Origin of the sequence: Nostoc sp. (assembly GCF_036917095.1) — a bacterium.
Taxonomy (GTDB): Bacteria; Cyanobacteriota; Cyanobacteriia; order Cyanobacteriales; family Nostocaceae; genus Nostoc.
In genome coordinates, this window is the sequence record NZ_JBALFH010000040.1 from 278462 (window position 1) to 296406 (window position 17945).

Sequence of the window (17945 nt, forward strand, 5' to 3'; positions counted from 1 at the left end):
TTTTAACTCCTAACTGCTGTACAGACGCGATTAATCGCGTCTCTACTCCTCACTTTTCATTAAATGTGTCTTTAAGAACAGCGCGAGCTGCCAAGTGATTACGAGTAGAGGTTAAAATTTCTGCTTCCCGCTCTAGACGAGTGGCAGTATCTTGCATTTCTAGCAATAATTGTTGCTCTGCTGCGACACCATAAAGGTTACTGGCCACCCAATAAGATAGCTCTGTTGGTAAATCGGGCAAATCTTCTGGCAGTTCGATATTTTGTTCGGTTAATTTGGCTGATAGACGCACTACATCTCGCAGTAGTTGTTCTACTTCAGTTGATAAAGGTCGCAAATCTTTAGTTGGTGGTTGGTCTTCAATCCACTCTACTAAGCCAACGCGGTATGGCTTTTCACGAACATACTCTAATACACGAAATCTTTGCTGCCCTAAAGTCAACATCTTGATTCGATCGTCTGGCAGACGCTGGTGATGAATGATTTCGGCACAGCAACCAGTGTTTGCAATTGTACCTTTAACTGGATCGAACATCAAAACACCAAACCTGCGATCGCTCTCCAAAATCGTGTTCATCATGATTCGGTAGCGAAATTCAAAGATGTGCAGGGGTAATGGTCTGGTAGGAAACAGAACTACTTCGGGTAACGGGAACAGAGGTAGTTCGCGAACTGCAATTTTAGAAGATGATGTCATTGTTACTTTGGTATAAACTTAATCTTTAAAATTTCTTTTTCTCTGCTTTTCCCGTACTTTATCTACATTCTATCATTTGTTTCCTAGCTAAATAAAAGCCCTGAGATATATTTCTTCAGGGCTATGTCAAAATTAATACTAATGTCATTAGCAAATGACAAATGATTAATGACTAATTAAAGTTTGACTTCGATATCTACACCCGATGGTAGATCCAATTTCATCAGGGCATCAATAGTCTTAGAAGAAGGCTGATAAATGTCAATAATCCGGCGATGAGTGCGGGTTTCAAAGTGTTCCCGTGAATCTTTATCTACGTGAGGCGATCGCAGCACACAATAGATCCGGCGTTTTGTTGGTAAAGGAATTGGGCCTATGGCTGTAGCGTTGGTGCGGTTAGCTGTGTCTACAATCTTCTCGCAAGATGTATCTAATAAGCGTCGGTCAAAAGCCTGTAAGCGAATTCTAATTTTCTGCTGCTGTAGAGTTGCCATCTTTAATTTTCCAGGTTCTGCGTAATTAGGGGAGTATTTACAGGTTAAAGGTTACAAGTTATAGGTTACAGAAAACTATTACCTGTCCCCTGTAACCTATTACCTTATTTATAGAGGGAAGAGAAAGGAGCAGAGAGGCACAATAAATACCATCTCTGCTCCTTCATTATGAGCAAAAAGGTGCTACTTCAAAATTTTGGAGACAACACCAGCACCGATGGTGCGACCACCTTCGCGGATAGCGAAGCGCATTCCTTGTTCAATAGCGATCGCGTTGATCAATTCTACTGTCACTTTAATGCGATCGCCTGGCATTACCATTTCTACTTCTTTACCTTCATCTGAGGTGTAGCCTTTGATAGTACCAGTTACATCGGTTGTCCGTACATAGAACTGGGGACGGTAGCCAGCGAAAAATGGAGTCTTACGGCCACCTTCTTTTTCTGTTAGGACGTACACTTCCCCTTCAAATTGAGTGTGAGGTGTAATTGAACCTGGTTTGGCTATCACCATACCGCGCTCAATATCTTCCTTTTTAAGACCACGCAGTAGTACACCCGCGTTATCTCCAGCCAGACCTTCTTCGAGGCTCTTCTTGAACATCTCAATCCCGGTGACGGCGGTAGTACGAGTGTCTTTCAGGCCAATTAGCTCGACAGTATCGCCAACCTTAACTTTCCCGCGTTCAATCCGTCCAGTAGCCACAGTACCACGACCTGTGATGGTGAACACGTCTTCTACTGCCATCAAGAAGGGCTTATCTACATCCCGCTCAGGAGTGGGGATAAAGGAATCCACAGCATCCATCAATTCGTAGATTTTATCTACCCAAGGATTTTCACCTTTTTTGGTCTTAGGATTCTTGGTCATTGCTTCGAGAGCTTGTAGACCAGAGCCTTTGATAATGGGGATATCATCGCCAGGAAAGTCATAACTACTTAACAGTTCTCTTAGTTCTAGTTCTACTAGTTCCAAGAGTTCTGGGTCATCCATCAAGTCTTCTTTGTTCAAGAATACAACCAGACTGGGAACGCCCACCTGTTTTGCTAACAGAATGTGTTCGCGGGTTTGGGGCATAGGGCCATCAGTAGCAGCTACTACGAGGATACCTCCATCCATCTGAGCAGCGCCAGTGATCATGTTTTTCACATAGTCAGCGTGGCCTGGACAGTCTACGTGAGCATAGTGCCGACTTTCGGTTTCATACTCAACGTGAGCGGTATTGATAGTAATACCTCGTGCTTTTTCTTCTGGCGCATTATCGATTTGGTCGTAGCCTTTAGCTGTAGCTTGACCAAGTGCTGCCAAGGTCATAGTGATGGCTGCCGTTAACGTAGTTTTGCCGTGGTCAACGTGGCCAATAGTACCGATATTGAGGTGGGGTTTATTTCTTTCAAACTTTGCGCGTGCCATGAATGCTCATTTCCTTATTTTAACTAAGCGTTCCCTTTGCTTTTTGCAATGATAGTTTCAGCTACGCTGCGAGGCACCTCTTCGTAGTGGCTGAACTCCATCGTGAAGATACCCCGACCTTGGGTCTTCGACCGGATATCAGTGGCGTAGCCAAACATGGTCGCCAGTGGAACTTTGGATGCGACCTTAGCGAGTCCCTGTTCAGTGCTTTGGCTTTCAATCTGCCCTCGGCGGGAGATGAGGTCGCCAATGACGTTCCCGATATAGTCTTCAGGAACTTCAACCTCAACTTTCATCATAGGCTCTAAGAGGACGGGTGAAGCTTTCAGCACAGCCTCTTTCATCGCCATTGAGCCAGCGATTTTGAAAGCCATTTCCGAAGAGTCTACATCGTGGTATGACCCATCAATTAGCGTCGCTTTAACGTCAATCAACGGATATCCAGCTAGAACACCAGATTCGCAGCTTTCTTTCATTCCTTGTTCTGCGGGGCCAACGTACTCTTTAGGTACTGAACCACCAGCAATTTTGGAGACGAATTCAAAGCCGGTACCGGGGTCTCCAGGCTCCAAATTGATCACAACGTGACCGTATTGACCTTTACCACCACTTTGGCGGATGAATTTGCCCTCGATTTTGCTCACAGCTTTCCGAATTGTTTCTCGGTAAGCTACTTGCGGCGCACCTACATTCGCTTCCACCTTGAATTCTCGTAACATCCGGTCTACTAGAATTTCTAGGTGTAGCTCTCCCATCCCCGCGATCACGGTTTGGTTTGTTTCCGGATCGACGCGGACACGGAAGGTGGGGTCTTCTTCTGAGAGAGATTGCAGAGCCTTGGACAGCTTGTCCATGTCGTTCTTGGTTTTGGGTTCAACCGCCACCGAGATTACAGGCTCAGGAATGAATAGGGATTCCAGTATTACTGGCGATCCATCATCACAGAGAGTGTCACCTGTCAAGGTGTCTTTCAATCCCAGAGCTGCTCCCAAATCACCCGCTCGCAGTTCATCGACATCTTGTCGATCGTCTGCCTTCATTAGAACTAAGCGGGAAATCCGTTCTTTTTTATTCTTACTAGCGTTGAGAACGTAGCTGCCTTTTTTCAGGACACCAGAATAAACGCGAACAAATGTGAGGCGACCGTAAGGGTCAGCCATAATCTTGAATGCCAGAGCTGCTAGGGGTTCGTTGTCATCAGCCCGCCGCTCAACAGTATCGCCATTGGGCAGTAAGCCTTGAATTGGCGGTACTTCACTTGGCGCTGGCAGGTAATCTACAACGGCATCCAGCATCAACTGCACGCCTTTGTTTTTGAATGCCGAACCGCAAAGTACTGGTACAATCGTCCCTGCAATTGTGCCTTTACGCAGGGCAGTCCGAACTTCCTGTTCTGTAAGTTCTTCGCCCTCGAAGTACTTATTCATCAGAACATCATCGGTTTCTGCTGCGGCTTCTATTAGCTTGGTGCGGAATTCGTCTACCTGCGCTTGCAATTCTTCTGGAATATCGGTTTCTTGGATATCGGTACCTTGGTCGTTTGCGTAAATATACGCACGCTGCCTTACTAGGTCAACGATACCTCGGAAATCGTTTTCACTACCAATTGGCAGTTGAATGGCGATCGCATTCGCCCGCAGGCGATCGCGGATTTGCTCGTGAACTTTATAAAAGTTCGCTCCGGTGCGATCCATCTTGTTGATAAAGGCTATCCGAGGAACTTTGTAGCGCTCTGCTTGCCGCCACACTGTCTCGGACTGCGGTTGCACGCCGCCCACAGAACAAAATACTGCGATTACACCATCCAACACGCGCATGGAACGCTCAACTTCAATTGTGAAGTCTACGTGACCCGGAGTATCGATAATGTTTATTTGATGATCTTTCCAACTGGTACTGATAGCAGCGGCAGTAATGGTAATTCCCCGCTCCCGCTCCTGCTCCATCCAGTCTGTGACGGCAGTTCCTTCATGAACTTCGCCAATTTTATGAATTATCCCAGAGTAAAATAATATTCTCTCTGTTGTTGTTGTTTTGCCCGCATCTATATGCGCCGCAATACCAATGTTGCGTACTTTCTCTAGCGGGATCGTGCGTGCCACAGCTACCTCCTATAGTTTTTGCCTCATGATATCTTGTATATTACTCTTTGTTAAGATTCTATACTTTTACGGAAAACCGTCTTCTTTTTGTAAATCTACGATATACCGCTTCTGGAGGGCGATATACCGCTTTTTTACTTAGTAACGATAGTGTGCGAATGCTTTGTTAGCTTCCGCCATCCGGTGCGTTTCTTCGCGTTTCCGAATCGCATTGCCAGTTTCGTTAGCAGCATCCATTAATTCATTTGCCAGTTTGCTTGCCATTGTCCGGCCTGGTCTAGACCGAGAATATTGCACTAACCAACGCAGTGCTAGGGTAGTGCCGCGTTCTGTACGCACTTCCATTGGTACTTGGTAGGTTGCTCCACCAACTCGCCGAGCCTTTACTTCTACTAAAGGCGTGGCATTTCGCACTGCTCTTTCAAAGGTTTCTAAAGCACCAGCACCAGTGCGTTCTTCAATAGTTTTCAATGCATCATAAACAATCCGTGCGGCAAGTGATTTCTTGCCGTGACGCATGATCCGCCTGATAATCATGCTCACAAGGCGACTGTTATATACGGAGTCAGACGGAACTGGGCGCCTTTGAATAACACCACGACGAGACATACTTCACCTTTAATTCGGAATTGGCAACGAAATTATATGCTATCAGACACCGGAAACTAAAAGCGGTAGAACCCAACCCTCAGACTTCCTCAATTTTTTTCGAGAGTTGCAGCGAGGCTGACCTATTGACTGGCGACCTGCAACTAAAATACTTAAGGCGACAAGATTGTAAACTTTAATGTCCAGATTAGAATTCTGCTGTCGGTTACAGCATTTTCCTCAGAACTTCTACACTTGCTCGCTTAGTGTAGGTATAGCTTGCTGAATTCCTGGAAACAGACTTTAGCAGCCTTGATAAATCCTGTTAGAACACAGGCGGCGATCGTTTTTTTGTCCTTGGGCGCTTCTAAGAAAGACGATTAATCGTGTTGGATGCGATTAATCGCCTAATCTTATTTTTTCGCTTCTTTAGGACGCTTAGTTCCATACTTGGAACGGCCTTGCTTGCGGTCTTTGACTCCCGCTGTATCTAGGGTGCCACGGATAATGTGGTATCTCACGCCTGGTAGATCCTTAACCCGACCACCACGAATCATCACAACTGAGTGTTCTTGTAAGTTGTGACCAATGCCTGGAATGTAAGCGGTGACTTCAAATCCAGAGGTAAGTCTTACTCTTGCTACTTTGCGTAGAGCTGAGTTAGGCTTTTTTGGTGTGGTTGTGTATACTCTGGTACAAACTCCCCGACGTTGAGGACATTGTTTCAGAGCAGGGGACTTGGTTTTCTGACGCGCTTGTTCGCGCTCATTACGTATTAGCTGCTGTATTGTTGGCATGAGTTACAGCGCGTAAAGCTGCTTATATGTCTAAGTTTTAACAAATCCTGATTATATCGTTTTTTACGGTTTTATGTCAATTGTAATTTTTCCTTAATTACTTGGTCATTTTTCCTTTGTTATTGGCAAACGATCGCTAAATTTTGGACTATTGACTAGTTGTGGAGAATGAATTGCCACAGCCACAGGTTGCGATCGCCTGGGGGTTGTGGAAGCGAAAACCACCACCCATTAAGTCTTCTGAATAATCCACCCTCAAACCGTTGAGGTAATTTAAGCTTGCGGCATCTATGACTACTTGAATCTCATCCAAGTCGAAAACCTGGTCGCCAACTTTTATTGCTTCATCGAAGGACATATCATAAAAGAACCCGGAACAACCACCTGGTTTTACTGCTAATCGAAACAAGACATTTGGTTGCCGCTTGGACTTTATTCGCCCAATCTCACTCGCGGCTGCTTGACTCAGATGAATCATGGAACTTGTTTTTTGCAATTGAATACCCCATCTTCATTTTACAGACAGATGGGTTTACCCTCACTTCTGCAAAATTCCAAATCACCAAAGGCATGAGCGCGATCGCTATTACTACATTTATAACACTAACATGCTTCAGTCCCCAACTTAACTAGGTAGGGACTTCTGGGGTGTAGTGGTTCGTTCGCAAAGACGGTTTGCACAAAAATGGATTCAGCTTTGGAATTAGAGCTTTAATACCCTTCTTCTGGTTTTAATCCTTGGTACGGGCATAGTCATCTTGGTAGCGAATAATATCATCTTCTCCCAAGTATTCGCCATTTTGAACTTCAATCAACACCAAGGGGATTACACCAGGATTCTCTAAACGATGAGATGTACATTGGGGTACATAGGTTGACTCATTATTGCTCAGTAGTACTTCTTTCTCGCCACAAGTTACCCTAGCTGTACCAGATACGACAATCCAATGTTCGCTGCGGTGGTGGTGCATTTGTAGACTGAGGCGGTGTCCGGGCTTAACTTCAATGCGCTTGATTTTGTATCCGCGCCCTTCTTCTAAAACTGTAAAAGCACCCCAAGGACGTAACTCAGTTGCAGCAACGCCTCTGGAAGTGATAGTTGAAGGTAGGTGTAGAGTTTCAGTCTGTGTAGTTTCTTGATATCGAGTCATAGTTACCTCATTTGAAGACATAACAAACCGTTGGTACTCTTAACTATTAAGAAAAAATCTGGCGCTATCTTGCAACATTGGAAATTAGCAATTTTGTCGCACCTCGATCAAGATAGCAAAATCAAACGTGAAGGTGTAAATCATCACCACTAAAATTCTTGTATCTACACTAAGTCTTCATCAAGCAAAATGACAGCTTCTTCTAAACTTTAAAAAAAGAAAAAAAAGGATGGGGCATTGGGTATTGGTGATTAAAAGACTTTTCCATTCCCCATTGCCCATTCCCTACTTCCTACTCGCTTATTATCGTGGTTTCAGGAAAATACCAATTCCATTATGAACACGAGCAGCGGTACTGGGCGAACGGTCGAGTAGCTGTCCTCCTAAATAAAGGCTGGTAGAACTACCACCGTCCAAATTTAAGGCATCTACACAGCCCATCTGTTGCATCAATTGGGCATGTTCTGCCAAATTAGGGCCATAACCGCCTGCACGATTATGCACAGCAGTAATCATCAATGTGCCTGTTGCCGTTGTGCAAATACCGCTACGAATAGCCTTTTCGGCAATAAAGGCGTTACTGAATTTTTCGCCTTTGGCATCGAGGACAATTTGACGATTTTGGATTAATAGCGGTCCAGCTCCGATAATGTGGGAATAACGACTAAAATCAGCCGGAGCAGTGGCGCTGGAAATACTTACTGCGCTTCCAATAGGTAGTTGTGAGGCAGCACTAGCAGCGTTAGCACGTAAGGTTAATAGGTAGCCATCCTGGGGAATGGGAACCGCCGTCCCACCAATGCCGCCTGGTAACTGATTAGTAATTTGATCTTTCTGTACCACTAGAATAATTTCGTTATCCGTCAGGGGTGTATAAGTCGATCCCCAAGCTGAGGTGTAACGAGCAATACCGCTCTGGACGTAGCCGCTGTTGAGAAACAGAATTGGTAGGCGCTGGCCATTTGCCGTGATTAAAGTTTCTTCTAAGGTGAGACGACCGAAGTAAAATTGGCCAGAATCATTCCAAGCGATCGCACCTCGGTTGAGAATGGGGCCTGATAACCACTGACCATCCCGACGAATCGCACCCAAGGGCAATTTGTTATTGCGGTTAAAATAACCACCGTTAATTCCAGCTACTGCTAAGTAACGTTGTGCTGTTTGAATTAAAGGAGCAGTACCCGCAAGCCCATCAGGACTAGCCCACATGGGTTTCAATGTTAGCCCAAATTTACGGGGATTAACTTCTAACCAAACTACCGGGAAGCGTTCTGTGCCTAAGTTGACATAATGCTGTCGCCAGCGCAACCCTGGGGCCCAAGTAATATCCCGCTCTTCTAGGGGATCGGGTCGAATCTCGATAATCAGGCGATTGGGGTTAGCTACAGTACTAACTTGAGGCGATAGACCAAAGGGAACGCTCAGACTGATAATGGTTTGGTTTTTCACCACCTCCACTTGTTGAATCAGTGGTTCAGGGACTGGGGTTGGTGGTATTGGTTGTGTTGGTGTAACTGGTAATAATTGTTTAAGCAAGTTTGGCAGCAATGTTGGTGGTGCTGCTGGTACTGCTGGTGGCTGGGGGGTATAGCGTTCTATCAAAAGGGGATCGGCTATTCCATCCAGGGTAATTGTCCACTCTCGATTTGGCGGTACAGTGGATTTTGGGGTTGGTGTGTCTGGATCGAGGGATGGAGTTTGAATTTTTTTAATAGTTGACCCTTGGGCAACTTGCCAGGGAGTTGGACGATCTAAATCGACAAGAATCCGAGTTTGTTGCAAAGGGGCACTCGCCTCTGGACGTTGCTGGCTCTGAACAATATTTGTGACTTGTGCTTTTGGGGTAGCGATCGCCAAAATATTGCCATTGGTTCGGATTTCCCATCCAGATGTTTGAGCAAAATTGCTAATATCCAGATAGCGATATGCTCCTAGTAGTCTGGTGGTTAAAACCAGTGGCTTTGTCACCGATGAAAACCACTGTATTGGTTGGCTTGCTGAGTTACTACTGTTTAAGAAATTTACTCCAATTAATTGCCTGAATGCCCCATCACTGATATTGGTTGTCACCTGACCAGATTTTCCAGACCGCTGGAACCAAGTTCCTGGTAAAGTACGACCATTGAGGGAAATTTGATTACCAGAGGATACTACGCCTGTTAAAGCAGGTGCAGGTGACTGGGAGATGAGGCTGGGTATTGATTGGGCGTTTTTTTGAGGCTCCTGGGCGTTGGTAACACAGGTAGTAGTTAAGCATAGTGTTATTAAAAGTATTGGTGACATAGTAGCCCGGAAAAATCTGCGTTCGCCCTTGGCGTTGGCAGAGCCATCGCCATTCCCTGATTGGCAAGAATTCGGCATTTTTACCATAATTTACTAGGTTTTTTGAAAACTATCAGCCAAGGTATAAACTAACTAATTATTTGGAAATATAAAAAAAACATGAGTTTATTTTTGAAAAAACATGTTATTCTATATATTGGCTAACTATCTCTTTTAAACGCCAAATCGATTTATTTAGACGCTCAAGCCACTACGCTCAAGTGTTTTAACTGGCACTAATTCCAACCACACTATACACGGTAGTTTTGATTATCAAAACTATATTAAGATATTTAATCCTGACTGAACGTTGCTAATTCAGTAAGTTCTAGTTAATAGTAATACATGTGCCAACTGGTAAGCGGCAAAACTCTAGACAACAAAGATATTTGGGAATTGTCAAATGGGTATATATTGTAATACGCTGATTTTATTGCTGGATCGGGATAACTAAATAACTAGTAATTCGTAATTAAAAGGGTACAGCGGCCCACACTAAATTAAAGATTTAGTGATTAGCAAGACAATGGAGGGTACAACCCCCCACTGATTGCAGCTACGAATTAAGGTAGCGTAGCTTAAAGCCTTCTCTTCTCCCTTGGCACTAGCCTCTCCCTTTGGGAGAAGAGGAGACGCTAGGCCAACGCTTAGAGCGAGTCCTTGATAGTCACGATCGATTACGAATTATTTTGACTTTGGCTTTAAAAAATAGTCCAGCGTTCAGTTTTAGTTTTGTTTCAGGTGAGCCGAAATAGGCTCTATGAGTAGCTAGCGTGCATCTGGAAAAAGGGAATTGAAAAAATATTTAGCTTCACAATATAAAAAAGAAACTGTCAGGGCAAAAATGATGTCTTGGCGGAGGTAACTTGTCTAACACCGCATAAATACATAAGAAATACGCAAACATTTTAACACGGGTGAACTAACACAGTAAAACCGAAGTTAAAATTTTTTTTCCCTAAATTTCGGTGCTTATATATCTCTCCATCGCTGAATTTAGAAATTTTTTCCCACAATGTAGTGGCAAAATTCGTAACTCAATACTTCAGGAACAGGGTATGAATAATAAACCGATGAATCAAGACCAGAAAATCACAGCGGATATAAACTCAAGAGATACCTATCAGGGGCAAAAGTGGTTAGTAGAGGAACGAGATGCCTGTGGTGTCGGTTTTATTGCTCATCGCCAGAATCATACCAGCCACGAAATCGTCGAAAAAGCCTTAGCTGCCTTAACCTGCTTAGAACATCGGGGAGGATGTAGCGCCGATCGAGACTCTGGTGATGGTGCAGGAGTATTGACAGCTATCCCTTGGGAGTTGTTCCAACAAGACTTTGCCCAAAGGGGGAAGGAATTTCCATCCATCAATAATATAGCTGTTGGGATGATCTTTTTACCACAAGACCAACAAGCAGCACAAAAAGCGAGGACGACAGTTGAGCAAGTAGCGCTCGAAGAAAAATTGATTGTACTGGGTTGGCGAGTAGTGCCAGTGCAACCTGATTTACTGGGGGTACAAGCAAGAGAAAATCAACCCCAGATTGAACAAGTTTTGCTAGCTTCTGTTGACAAAAGCGGCGATGAATTAGAACGGCAGTTGTATATTACCCGCCGCCGTATTAGTAAAGTTGCAACCAACATCTCAGAAGAATTTTATATCTGCTCCTTGTCAAGTCGCACAATTGTCTATAAAGGCATGGTGCGTTCCGCCGTATTGGGCAGCTTTTATCACGATTTAAAAAATCCAGCTTACAAAAGCGCCTTTGCTGTCTATCACCGCCGCTTTAGTACCAACACGATGCCCAAGTGGCCTCTCGCCCAACCAATGCGGCTTTTGGGTCACAACGGCGAAATTAATACCTTGTTGGGTAACATTAATTGGATGATGGCACGAGAAGCTAGCCTGAATCATCCCGTATGGAGCGATCGCATCAAGGAACTCAAGCCATTAGTTCATATTGATAACAGCGACTCAGCTACCCTAGATAACGTACTAGAATTGCTGGTGTGTTCTGGACGCAGCCCCTTGGAAGCTTTAATGATTATGGTTCCAGAGGCTTACAAAAATCAGCCTTCTTTAAATGATTATCCAGAAATTGTTGATTTCTACGAATATTACAGTGGCCTACAAGAAGCGTGGGACGGGCCAGCACTTTTAGTATTCAGCGATGGCAAAAAAGTTGGTGCAACATTAGATCGTAATGGCTTAAGACCAGCTCGCTACCTGATTACCAAAGATGACTACATTGTTGTAGCTTCCGAAACTGGTGTAGTGGACTTTCCAGAAGCCGATATTGTCGAGAAAGGTAGACTCGGCCCAGGGCAAATGATCGCCGTGGATTTAGTAAACCATGAAGTCCTGAAGAATTGGGAGATTAAGCAGCGCATCGCCAAGCAGCACCCTTATGGCGAATGGCTGCAACAGTACCGTGAAGAACTCAAACAAATTGTCAGTAGTCAGTCGGCAGATGTGAGTGGAAATGGACATCTGGCTGCTGAGAATGGTAACGGGCATAGTACAACTGACAAAATTGACAAGCAAACATTGCTTCAGCGTCAAACTGCCTTTGGCTACACCACAGAAGATGTAGAAATGGTGATTCATCCAATGGCGATCGCAGGTTCGGAACCGACTTTCTGCATGGGGGATGATATTCCTTTAGCGGTGCTGTCACAAAAACCCCACCTGCTTTATGACTATTTCAAACAGCGTTTTGCTCAGGTGACGAACCCAGCGATCGATCCCCTGCGAGAAAAGCTAGTGATGTCTTTGAAAGTCGAACTGGGCGAACGGGGTAACTTATTAGAACCCAAGCCAGAATATGCTCGAAGGCTGAAGCTCGAATCGCCAGTGTTAACGGATGGTGAGTTAGAGGCGATTAAGCTGTCAGGATTTGCCACGGCTGAGTTGTCAACCCTATTTGCGATCGCCAGCGGCCGTGAAGGATTGAAAGCCGCAGTCCAGTCTTTACAAGCACAAGCAGCTGAGTCAGTCCGGGCAGGTGCGAAGATTTTAATCTTAAGCGACCAGATCCCCTCAAGCTCTCTTAATAATGAGGGGATCGGCACGGAATACACCTACATTCCTCCTTTGTTAGCAGTGGGTGCTGTACATCATCACCTGATTCGCGAAGGGTTGCGAATGAAAACATCCCTGATTATTAATACTGCTCAATGCTGGAGTACCCATCATTTTGCTTGTCTCATTGGCTACGGTGCTGGTGCAGTTTGCCCGTATATGGCTTTGGATACGGTGCGCGATTGGTGGGCCGATCCCAAAACTCAAAAGTTAATGGGCGTGCAAAAAATTCCCACCCTCACCCTAGAACAAGCTTTAGGAAACTATCGCAAAGCAGTAGAGTCAGGTTTGCTAAAAATTCTCTCCAAGATGGGAATTTCTCTGCTCTCCAGCTATCAAGCAGCCCAAATTTTTGAAGCTATTGGCATCGGTGGAGATTTAATCGAATTGGGATTCCGTGGTACGACTTCCCGCATCGGTGGTTTGAGTATTAGCGAACTTGCTGATGAAGTGCTTTCCTTCCATAGCAAGGCTTTCCCAGAACTGACAGCCAATAAGTTACAAAACCTGGGCTTTGTGCAATACCGACCGGGTGGCGAGTACCACATGAATAGCCCAGAAATGGTCAAGGCACTGCATAAGGCTTTAGATGGCAAAAACTACGACCACTACGAAGTTTACAAAAAGCATCTCCAAGGTAGGCCAGTAACAGCTTTGCGGGACTTGTTGGACTTCCAAGGCGATCGCCCGCCAATTTCTATAGAAGAAGTAGAGTCGGTAGCTGAGATTGTCAAACGCTTCTGCACCGGCGGCATGTCTTTAGGCGCTTTGTCAAGAGAAGCCCATGAGACTTTAGCGATCGCCATGAATCGCATTGGCGGTAAATCGAACTCTGGAGAAGGCGGCGAAGACCCAGTCCGCTATACAGTTCTAGATGATGTAGACGAGTCTGGTCACTCGCCAACCCTACCTCATTTAAAAGGATTGCGGAATGGCGATAAAGCCTATAGTGCCATCAAACAAGTTGCATCGGGACGCTTTGGTGTCACACCAGAGTACTTAGTCAACGCCAAACAAATTGAAATCAAAATTGCCCAAGGTGCCAAACCTGGGGAAGGTGGACAACTGCCAGGGCCCAAGGTGAGCCAATACATTGCGATGTTAAGGCGCTCGAAGGCAGGTGTGACGCTGATTTCACCGCCACCGCACCACGATATTTATTCCATTGAAGACTTAGCGCAACTGATTTTCGACCTGCACCAAATTAATCCCAAAGCAAAGGTATCGGTGAAGCTAGTTGCAGAAGTTGGTATTGGCACGATCGCTGCTGGTGTAGCTAAGGCAAATGCTGATATCATCCAGGTTTCTGGCCATGATGGTGGTACAGGTGCATCGCCACTAAGTTCGATTAAACATGCTGGTTCCCCGTGGGAATTGGGTTTAAGTGAAGTGCATCGCGTCTTGATGGAAAATAGCCTGCGCGATCGCGTGATTTTACGCGTAGATGGAGGTCTCAAGAGTGGCTGGGATGTGGTAATAGGTGCATTGATGGGCGGTGAAGAATTCGGTTTCGGCTCCATCGCTATGATTGCTGAAGGCTGTATCATGGCGCGAGTTTGCCACATGAACACTTGCCCTGTGGGTGTTGCTACTCAGAAAGAAGAACTCCGCAAGCGGTTTACAGGAATGCCGGAACAGGTTGTCAACTTCTTCTACTTCATCGCCGAAGAAGTGCGTAGTTTGTTAGCACGACTAGGTTACCGTTCTTTATCAGAAATTATTGGACGTGCAGATTTATTGAAACTGCGCCAAGAAGCAAAACTCACCAAAACCCAATCGCTGAATCTGGACTGTTTACTTCAGTTACCAGATACCAAAGACAATCGTAGCTGGTTGCTGCATGAAGAAGTCCATAGCAACGGCGTGGTTTTGGATGACAAGATGCTTGCCGATCCCGACATTCAAGCTGCCATTCGCAACCAGTCTACTGTCACAAAGACTTACCCTATTGTCAATACTGACAGAACAGTAGGCACCAGATTAGCAGGAGCGATCGCTTCTCAATACGGTGACAGCGGCTTTGAAGGACAAATCAATCTCAACTTCACAGGCAGTGTTGGGCAAAGCTTTGGTGCATTCAACCTCCCTGGTATAACTTTATCCCTGGAAGGAGAGGCAAACGACTACGTAGGTAAAGGGATGCATGGTGGTGAAATCATCATCAAACCTCCAACTGATGCTACCTATAACGCATCACAAAACGTGATAGTTGGCAATACTTGTCTCTATGGTGCAACTGGTGGCATGTTATTTGCCAATGGGCTAGCAGGAGAACGCTTTGCTGTCAGAAACTCCAAAGGCATCGCAGTAATTGAAGGGGCTGGGGATCACTGCTGCGAATACATGACTGGTGGTGTGATTGTTGTTCTCGGCAAAGTAGGACGTAACGTAGCTGCTGGAATGACTGGTGGATTGGCATACTTTTTGGATGAAGACGACTCATTTCGGGAGTTAGTCAACCCGGAAGTTTTCAAAATCCAGCGGGTGATTACAGAAGCAGGCGCAAAACAGCTGCAAGAGTTAATCAGAACTCATGCGGAACGAACTGATTCACCAAAGGCGAAGAAAATTCTGCAACACTGGCAAGAATTCTTACCAAAATTCTGGCAGTTGGTTCCGTCTTCTGAAGCTGATAGTCCCGAAGCCGATCCGCAAAAAGAAACAACTGAGTTTAGTTTAGTAACCAGTCATTAAGTAACTGTAAGCGTTCTCATCCCCTCTGCGTTAACTCTTTCTGCCATTGCAGACGCTGCACAAACCGCTACTCTGCGAAAACCCCTTTGGATGCCCAAAGCAGTCGGCTGAATTTACCCCTTAAAGAGAGCGTAGAGAGAAAAAAATATTCCCCCTAAAAAAGGGGGAATATTCACTAACTGATTCACAAATAATGCATCTTAACCAAAAAATATAATTTTAGTTATTAGCCAATTACTATTGACCAATTACCCATAATTAATAATTATTACTTTTTGTTAGCAAGCAATTTTTTGTCTGCATCTTCAATTTCTAAAAGTTCTGGAACAGTAACAAAGCGATAGCCTTGCTTTTTTAAGTTGCTAATAATTTCTGGTAAAGCTTGCACAGTTCTGGAACGGTTACCGCCACCATCATGCATTAGTACAATTCCACCGGGTTTTGAATCTTTAATCACGTTATCGATTAATTTTGGTACAGTTGGCAACTTGTAGTCTGTGGAGTCAGCAGACCACATCACCACAGCATATTTTTGACCTTTCGCATAAGCAGCTAATCCATTGTGCAGGTTGCCACCAGGCGGTCGGAAGAGATTTGTTTTAGCACCTGTAACTTGATAAATGAGGTCTGCTGTGCGATCTATTTCAAAAGCAGCTGCTTGTTGATTAAAGAAGTGATACCAATGATGCCAAGTATGGTTGGCAATGACGTGACCTTGAGTGACAATCTTCTTTCCTAACTCTGGATAATTTTTTAGGTTCTGCCCGACGACAAAAAACGTTCCTTTGATATTATTTTTTTTCAGAATATCTAGCACTTGCTCTGTGGTTTCAGGCCAAGGGCCATCATCAAAAGTGAGAGCAATCACTTTCTCACCTTGAGTGAGCTTTGCTTCTTTAAGTATTGTCCCTTGAAAACGCGAAGGTAGAGCGTAGGCTAAACCCTTTGTTTGTGCTTCTTGCTGCCAACTTGTAAGCATCGCCGCCTTTAATTTGTCAATGCGCTGCTGAGTTCCTACGTTTGCAGCTACATCCTTGACATTTATAGTTTGTCTACTCTGAGCCTCCGAAGCATTTGGTCTTAGAAGCATCATGAAAGCAAGGCTAAAAACACCACATAAGGCAAGCAGTGCAATTAATATTCCTTCTGGCCACAGAAACGACTTATTGTTTTCCACCTCATAGCTCCTTCAAAGATCGAACCATCAACCACGGTTATGACGGTACGTTATAGCACATTTTTTTAGATATCTTAGATACCAGCTACTTTCTGGTAATCTTGAAAATTGGAATTGAGACTAACGGAAATTCACAATCGAGAACACAGACTATAGGGCTTTAACTGAAATCTAGATCCTCTAAATTTGGATCGACGTTTATACAATACTTGGTACTGTTTAATGTCAACCCAGATATAAAAGGCAAGGTCTGCACTTCCACATTCTTCCCGCTAGCTCTAAGAAGGAGCACAATCAGATAATTAACCACACCCCAAAATCCTCTTAATAGGAGTTCTGAATTAGTTACTGTCTTTCACTTCACCGTGAAGGCAGCATTATGCTTTCAAGTTTTACAGCTTTGCAAATAAGATGAGCCAAGCTGTTGCGTCGACAATTTCCACTTTTCACAGGCTGAAGTTTTTATAGCAAGGCTTTCTGACAGGAAAGTTCTATAATTTACAGCTTAGTGAATTATTTTATTAACATCCAAAACTACTTACAAGAGGCGGAGTATTTTTAAAAAAAGAGTATAATAAACTGTTAGTTATATTCTTGATCAGATATATTCTACTACCTGCTCCCATTGCTTCCTTTTTAAGAAAAAGTTAAATTTTTAACTGACCAAATGTTGCATTGTACTTTCTATGAAATAGACAGACGAAAATTGATTCAATATAGTTTCTCATTGCCAAGGGGCAATTATTCGTTAATCTAGATATTTTTGACTCATTCACCAAAAATATTTTATCGGCAGTTAAGTTCTATTTTTGGTGCTGATACCTTAGCCTAAATTGCTAGTAGCTTTCTGTCGGTTAATGTTTTTCTGGATAATTAAAGAGATTTATATCTTAATTAATAGTACAGTTTAATATATACCGTCACCGTGAAATTACGGTATTTAGCTGCATATATGTAGTTGTTAAAATTGTAATAGTATGGTGTCCATCTATGGAACCATTCAATTATAGATTTAAATGTAATATTTTTTACTAGTAGCACTAGACAAGCTAGCTTTTTGTATTTTAAACTACATTTGAATTGGGTTAAATTTATGTAATGTCACTTAATAATACATGTCAAAATATATTTTCTTTTAACTCAGCCTCCAGCAAGAGTGCTCTCTGCCTTTTACGGGAAAATGAAGCAGATATTGTCTTATATTCGTTAAACTGTTTTGCCACTCAACGACCAATTTTATGCTCAAAGAAAAAACCGACTGGCTGTATTGCTGTACCCGTCGGCCGCTAGCTTTTTTAGCAGGAGTAAGCAAAACTGAAAATCATCTAATAACTTGCCTTATAATTACAGCAATTAGAATTAAGATTTTTAATTATCTATCTAGGAATCCTAATTATCAGCTTATATTGCCTTAGACGGGCCATAGTTTA

11 protein-coding genes are annotated in these 17945 nt (G+C 44.0%); 1 reads left to right on the forward strand and 10 read right to left on the reverse strand.

All coding sequences use genetic code 11. From position 1 onward, the window contains the following. Positions 1–49: 49 nt before the first annotated feature. The 9 genes from V7L01_RS20800 to V7L01_RS20840 form a co-directional block, all read right to left on the reverse strand. Positions 50–697: an LON peptidase substrate-binding domain-containing protein gene (locus tag V7L01_RS20800; protein ID WP_335037982.1), complete on the reverse strand. Its 648-nt coding sequence runs from the start codon at positions 695–697 to the stop codon at positions 50–52. Positions 698–873: 176 nt separating this feature from the next. Beyond that, the gene (gene rpsJ / locus V7L01_RS20805) at positions 874–1191 is read right to left on the reverse strand and encodes a 30S ribosomal protein S10 (protein WP_008232935.1); all 318 of its coding nucleotides are present in this window, start codon (positions 1189–1191) and stop codon (positions 874–876) included. A 183-nt stretch (positions 1192–1374) separates the two neighbouring features. Continuing rightward, complete coding sequence (tuf, locus tag V7L01_RS20810; protein WP_335037984.1) at positions 1375–2604, reverse strand: elongation factor Tu; 1230 nt, start codon at positions 2602–2604, stop codon at positions 1375–1377. Positions 2605–2627: 23 nt separating this feature from the next. Further along, positions 2628–4706 (reverse strand): elongation factor G, encoded by a 2079-nt coding sequence (gene fusA, locus V7L01_RS20815; protein ID WP_335037985.1) that lies wholly within the window; start codon positions 4704–4706, stop codon positions 2628–2630. Positions 4707–4844: 138 nt separating this feature from the next. Then, positions 4845–5315 (reverse strand): 30S ribosomal protein S7, encoded by a 471-nt coding sequence (gene rpsG / locus V7L01_RS20820; protein WP_069070112.1) that lies wholly within the window; start codon positions 5313–5315, stop codon positions 4845–4847. Between the two features lie 392 nt (positions 5316–5707). Continuing rightward, positions 5708–6091, reverse strand: coding sequence for a 30S ribosomal protein S12 (gene rpsL / locus V7L01_RS20825; RefSeq protein ID WP_012410236.1), 384 nt, complete (start codon positions 6089–6091; stop codon positions 5708–5710). A 148-nt stretch (positions 6092–6239) separates the two neighbouring features. After that, the gene (locus V7L01_RS20830) at positions 6240–6569 is read right to left on the reverse strand and encodes a HesB/IscA family protein (protein WP_335037987.1); all 330 of its coding nucleotides are present in this window, start codon (positions 6567–6569) and stop codon (positions 6240–6242) included. Positions 6570–6822: 253 nt separating this feature from the next. Next, positions 6823–7242, reverse strand: coding sequence for a cupin domain-containing protein (locus V7L01_RS20835; protein WP_335037989.1), 420 nt, complete (start codon positions 7240–7242; stop codon positions 6823–6825). Positions 7243–7545: 303 nt separating this feature from the next. Next, a complete protein-coding gene (locus tag V7L01_RS20840; protein WP_442936999.1) occupies positions 7546–9612 on the reverse strand; it encodes a phosphodiester glycosidase family protein in 2067 nt (688 codons plus the stop codon). A gap of 1010 nt (positions 9613–10622) precedes the next feature. Here V7L01_RS20840 and gltB point away from each other — a divergent pair. Continuing rightward, the gene (gene gltB / locus V7L01_RS20845) at positions 10623–15338 is read left to right on the forward strand and encodes a glutamate synthase large subunit (protein WP_335037992.1); all 4716 of its coding nucleotides are present in this window, start codon (positions 10623–10625) and stop codon (positions 15336–15338) included. Positions 15339–15606: 268 nt separating this feature from the next. Here gltB and V7L01_RS20850 read toward each other — a convergent pair whose 3' ends face one another. Beyond that, a complete protein-coding gene (locus V7L01_RS20850) occupies positions 15607–16515 on the reverse strand; it encodes a polysaccharide deacetylase family protein (RefSeq protein WP_335037994.1) in 909 nt (302 codons plus the stop codon). Between the last annotated feature and the right edge of the window lie 1430 nt (positions 16516–17945).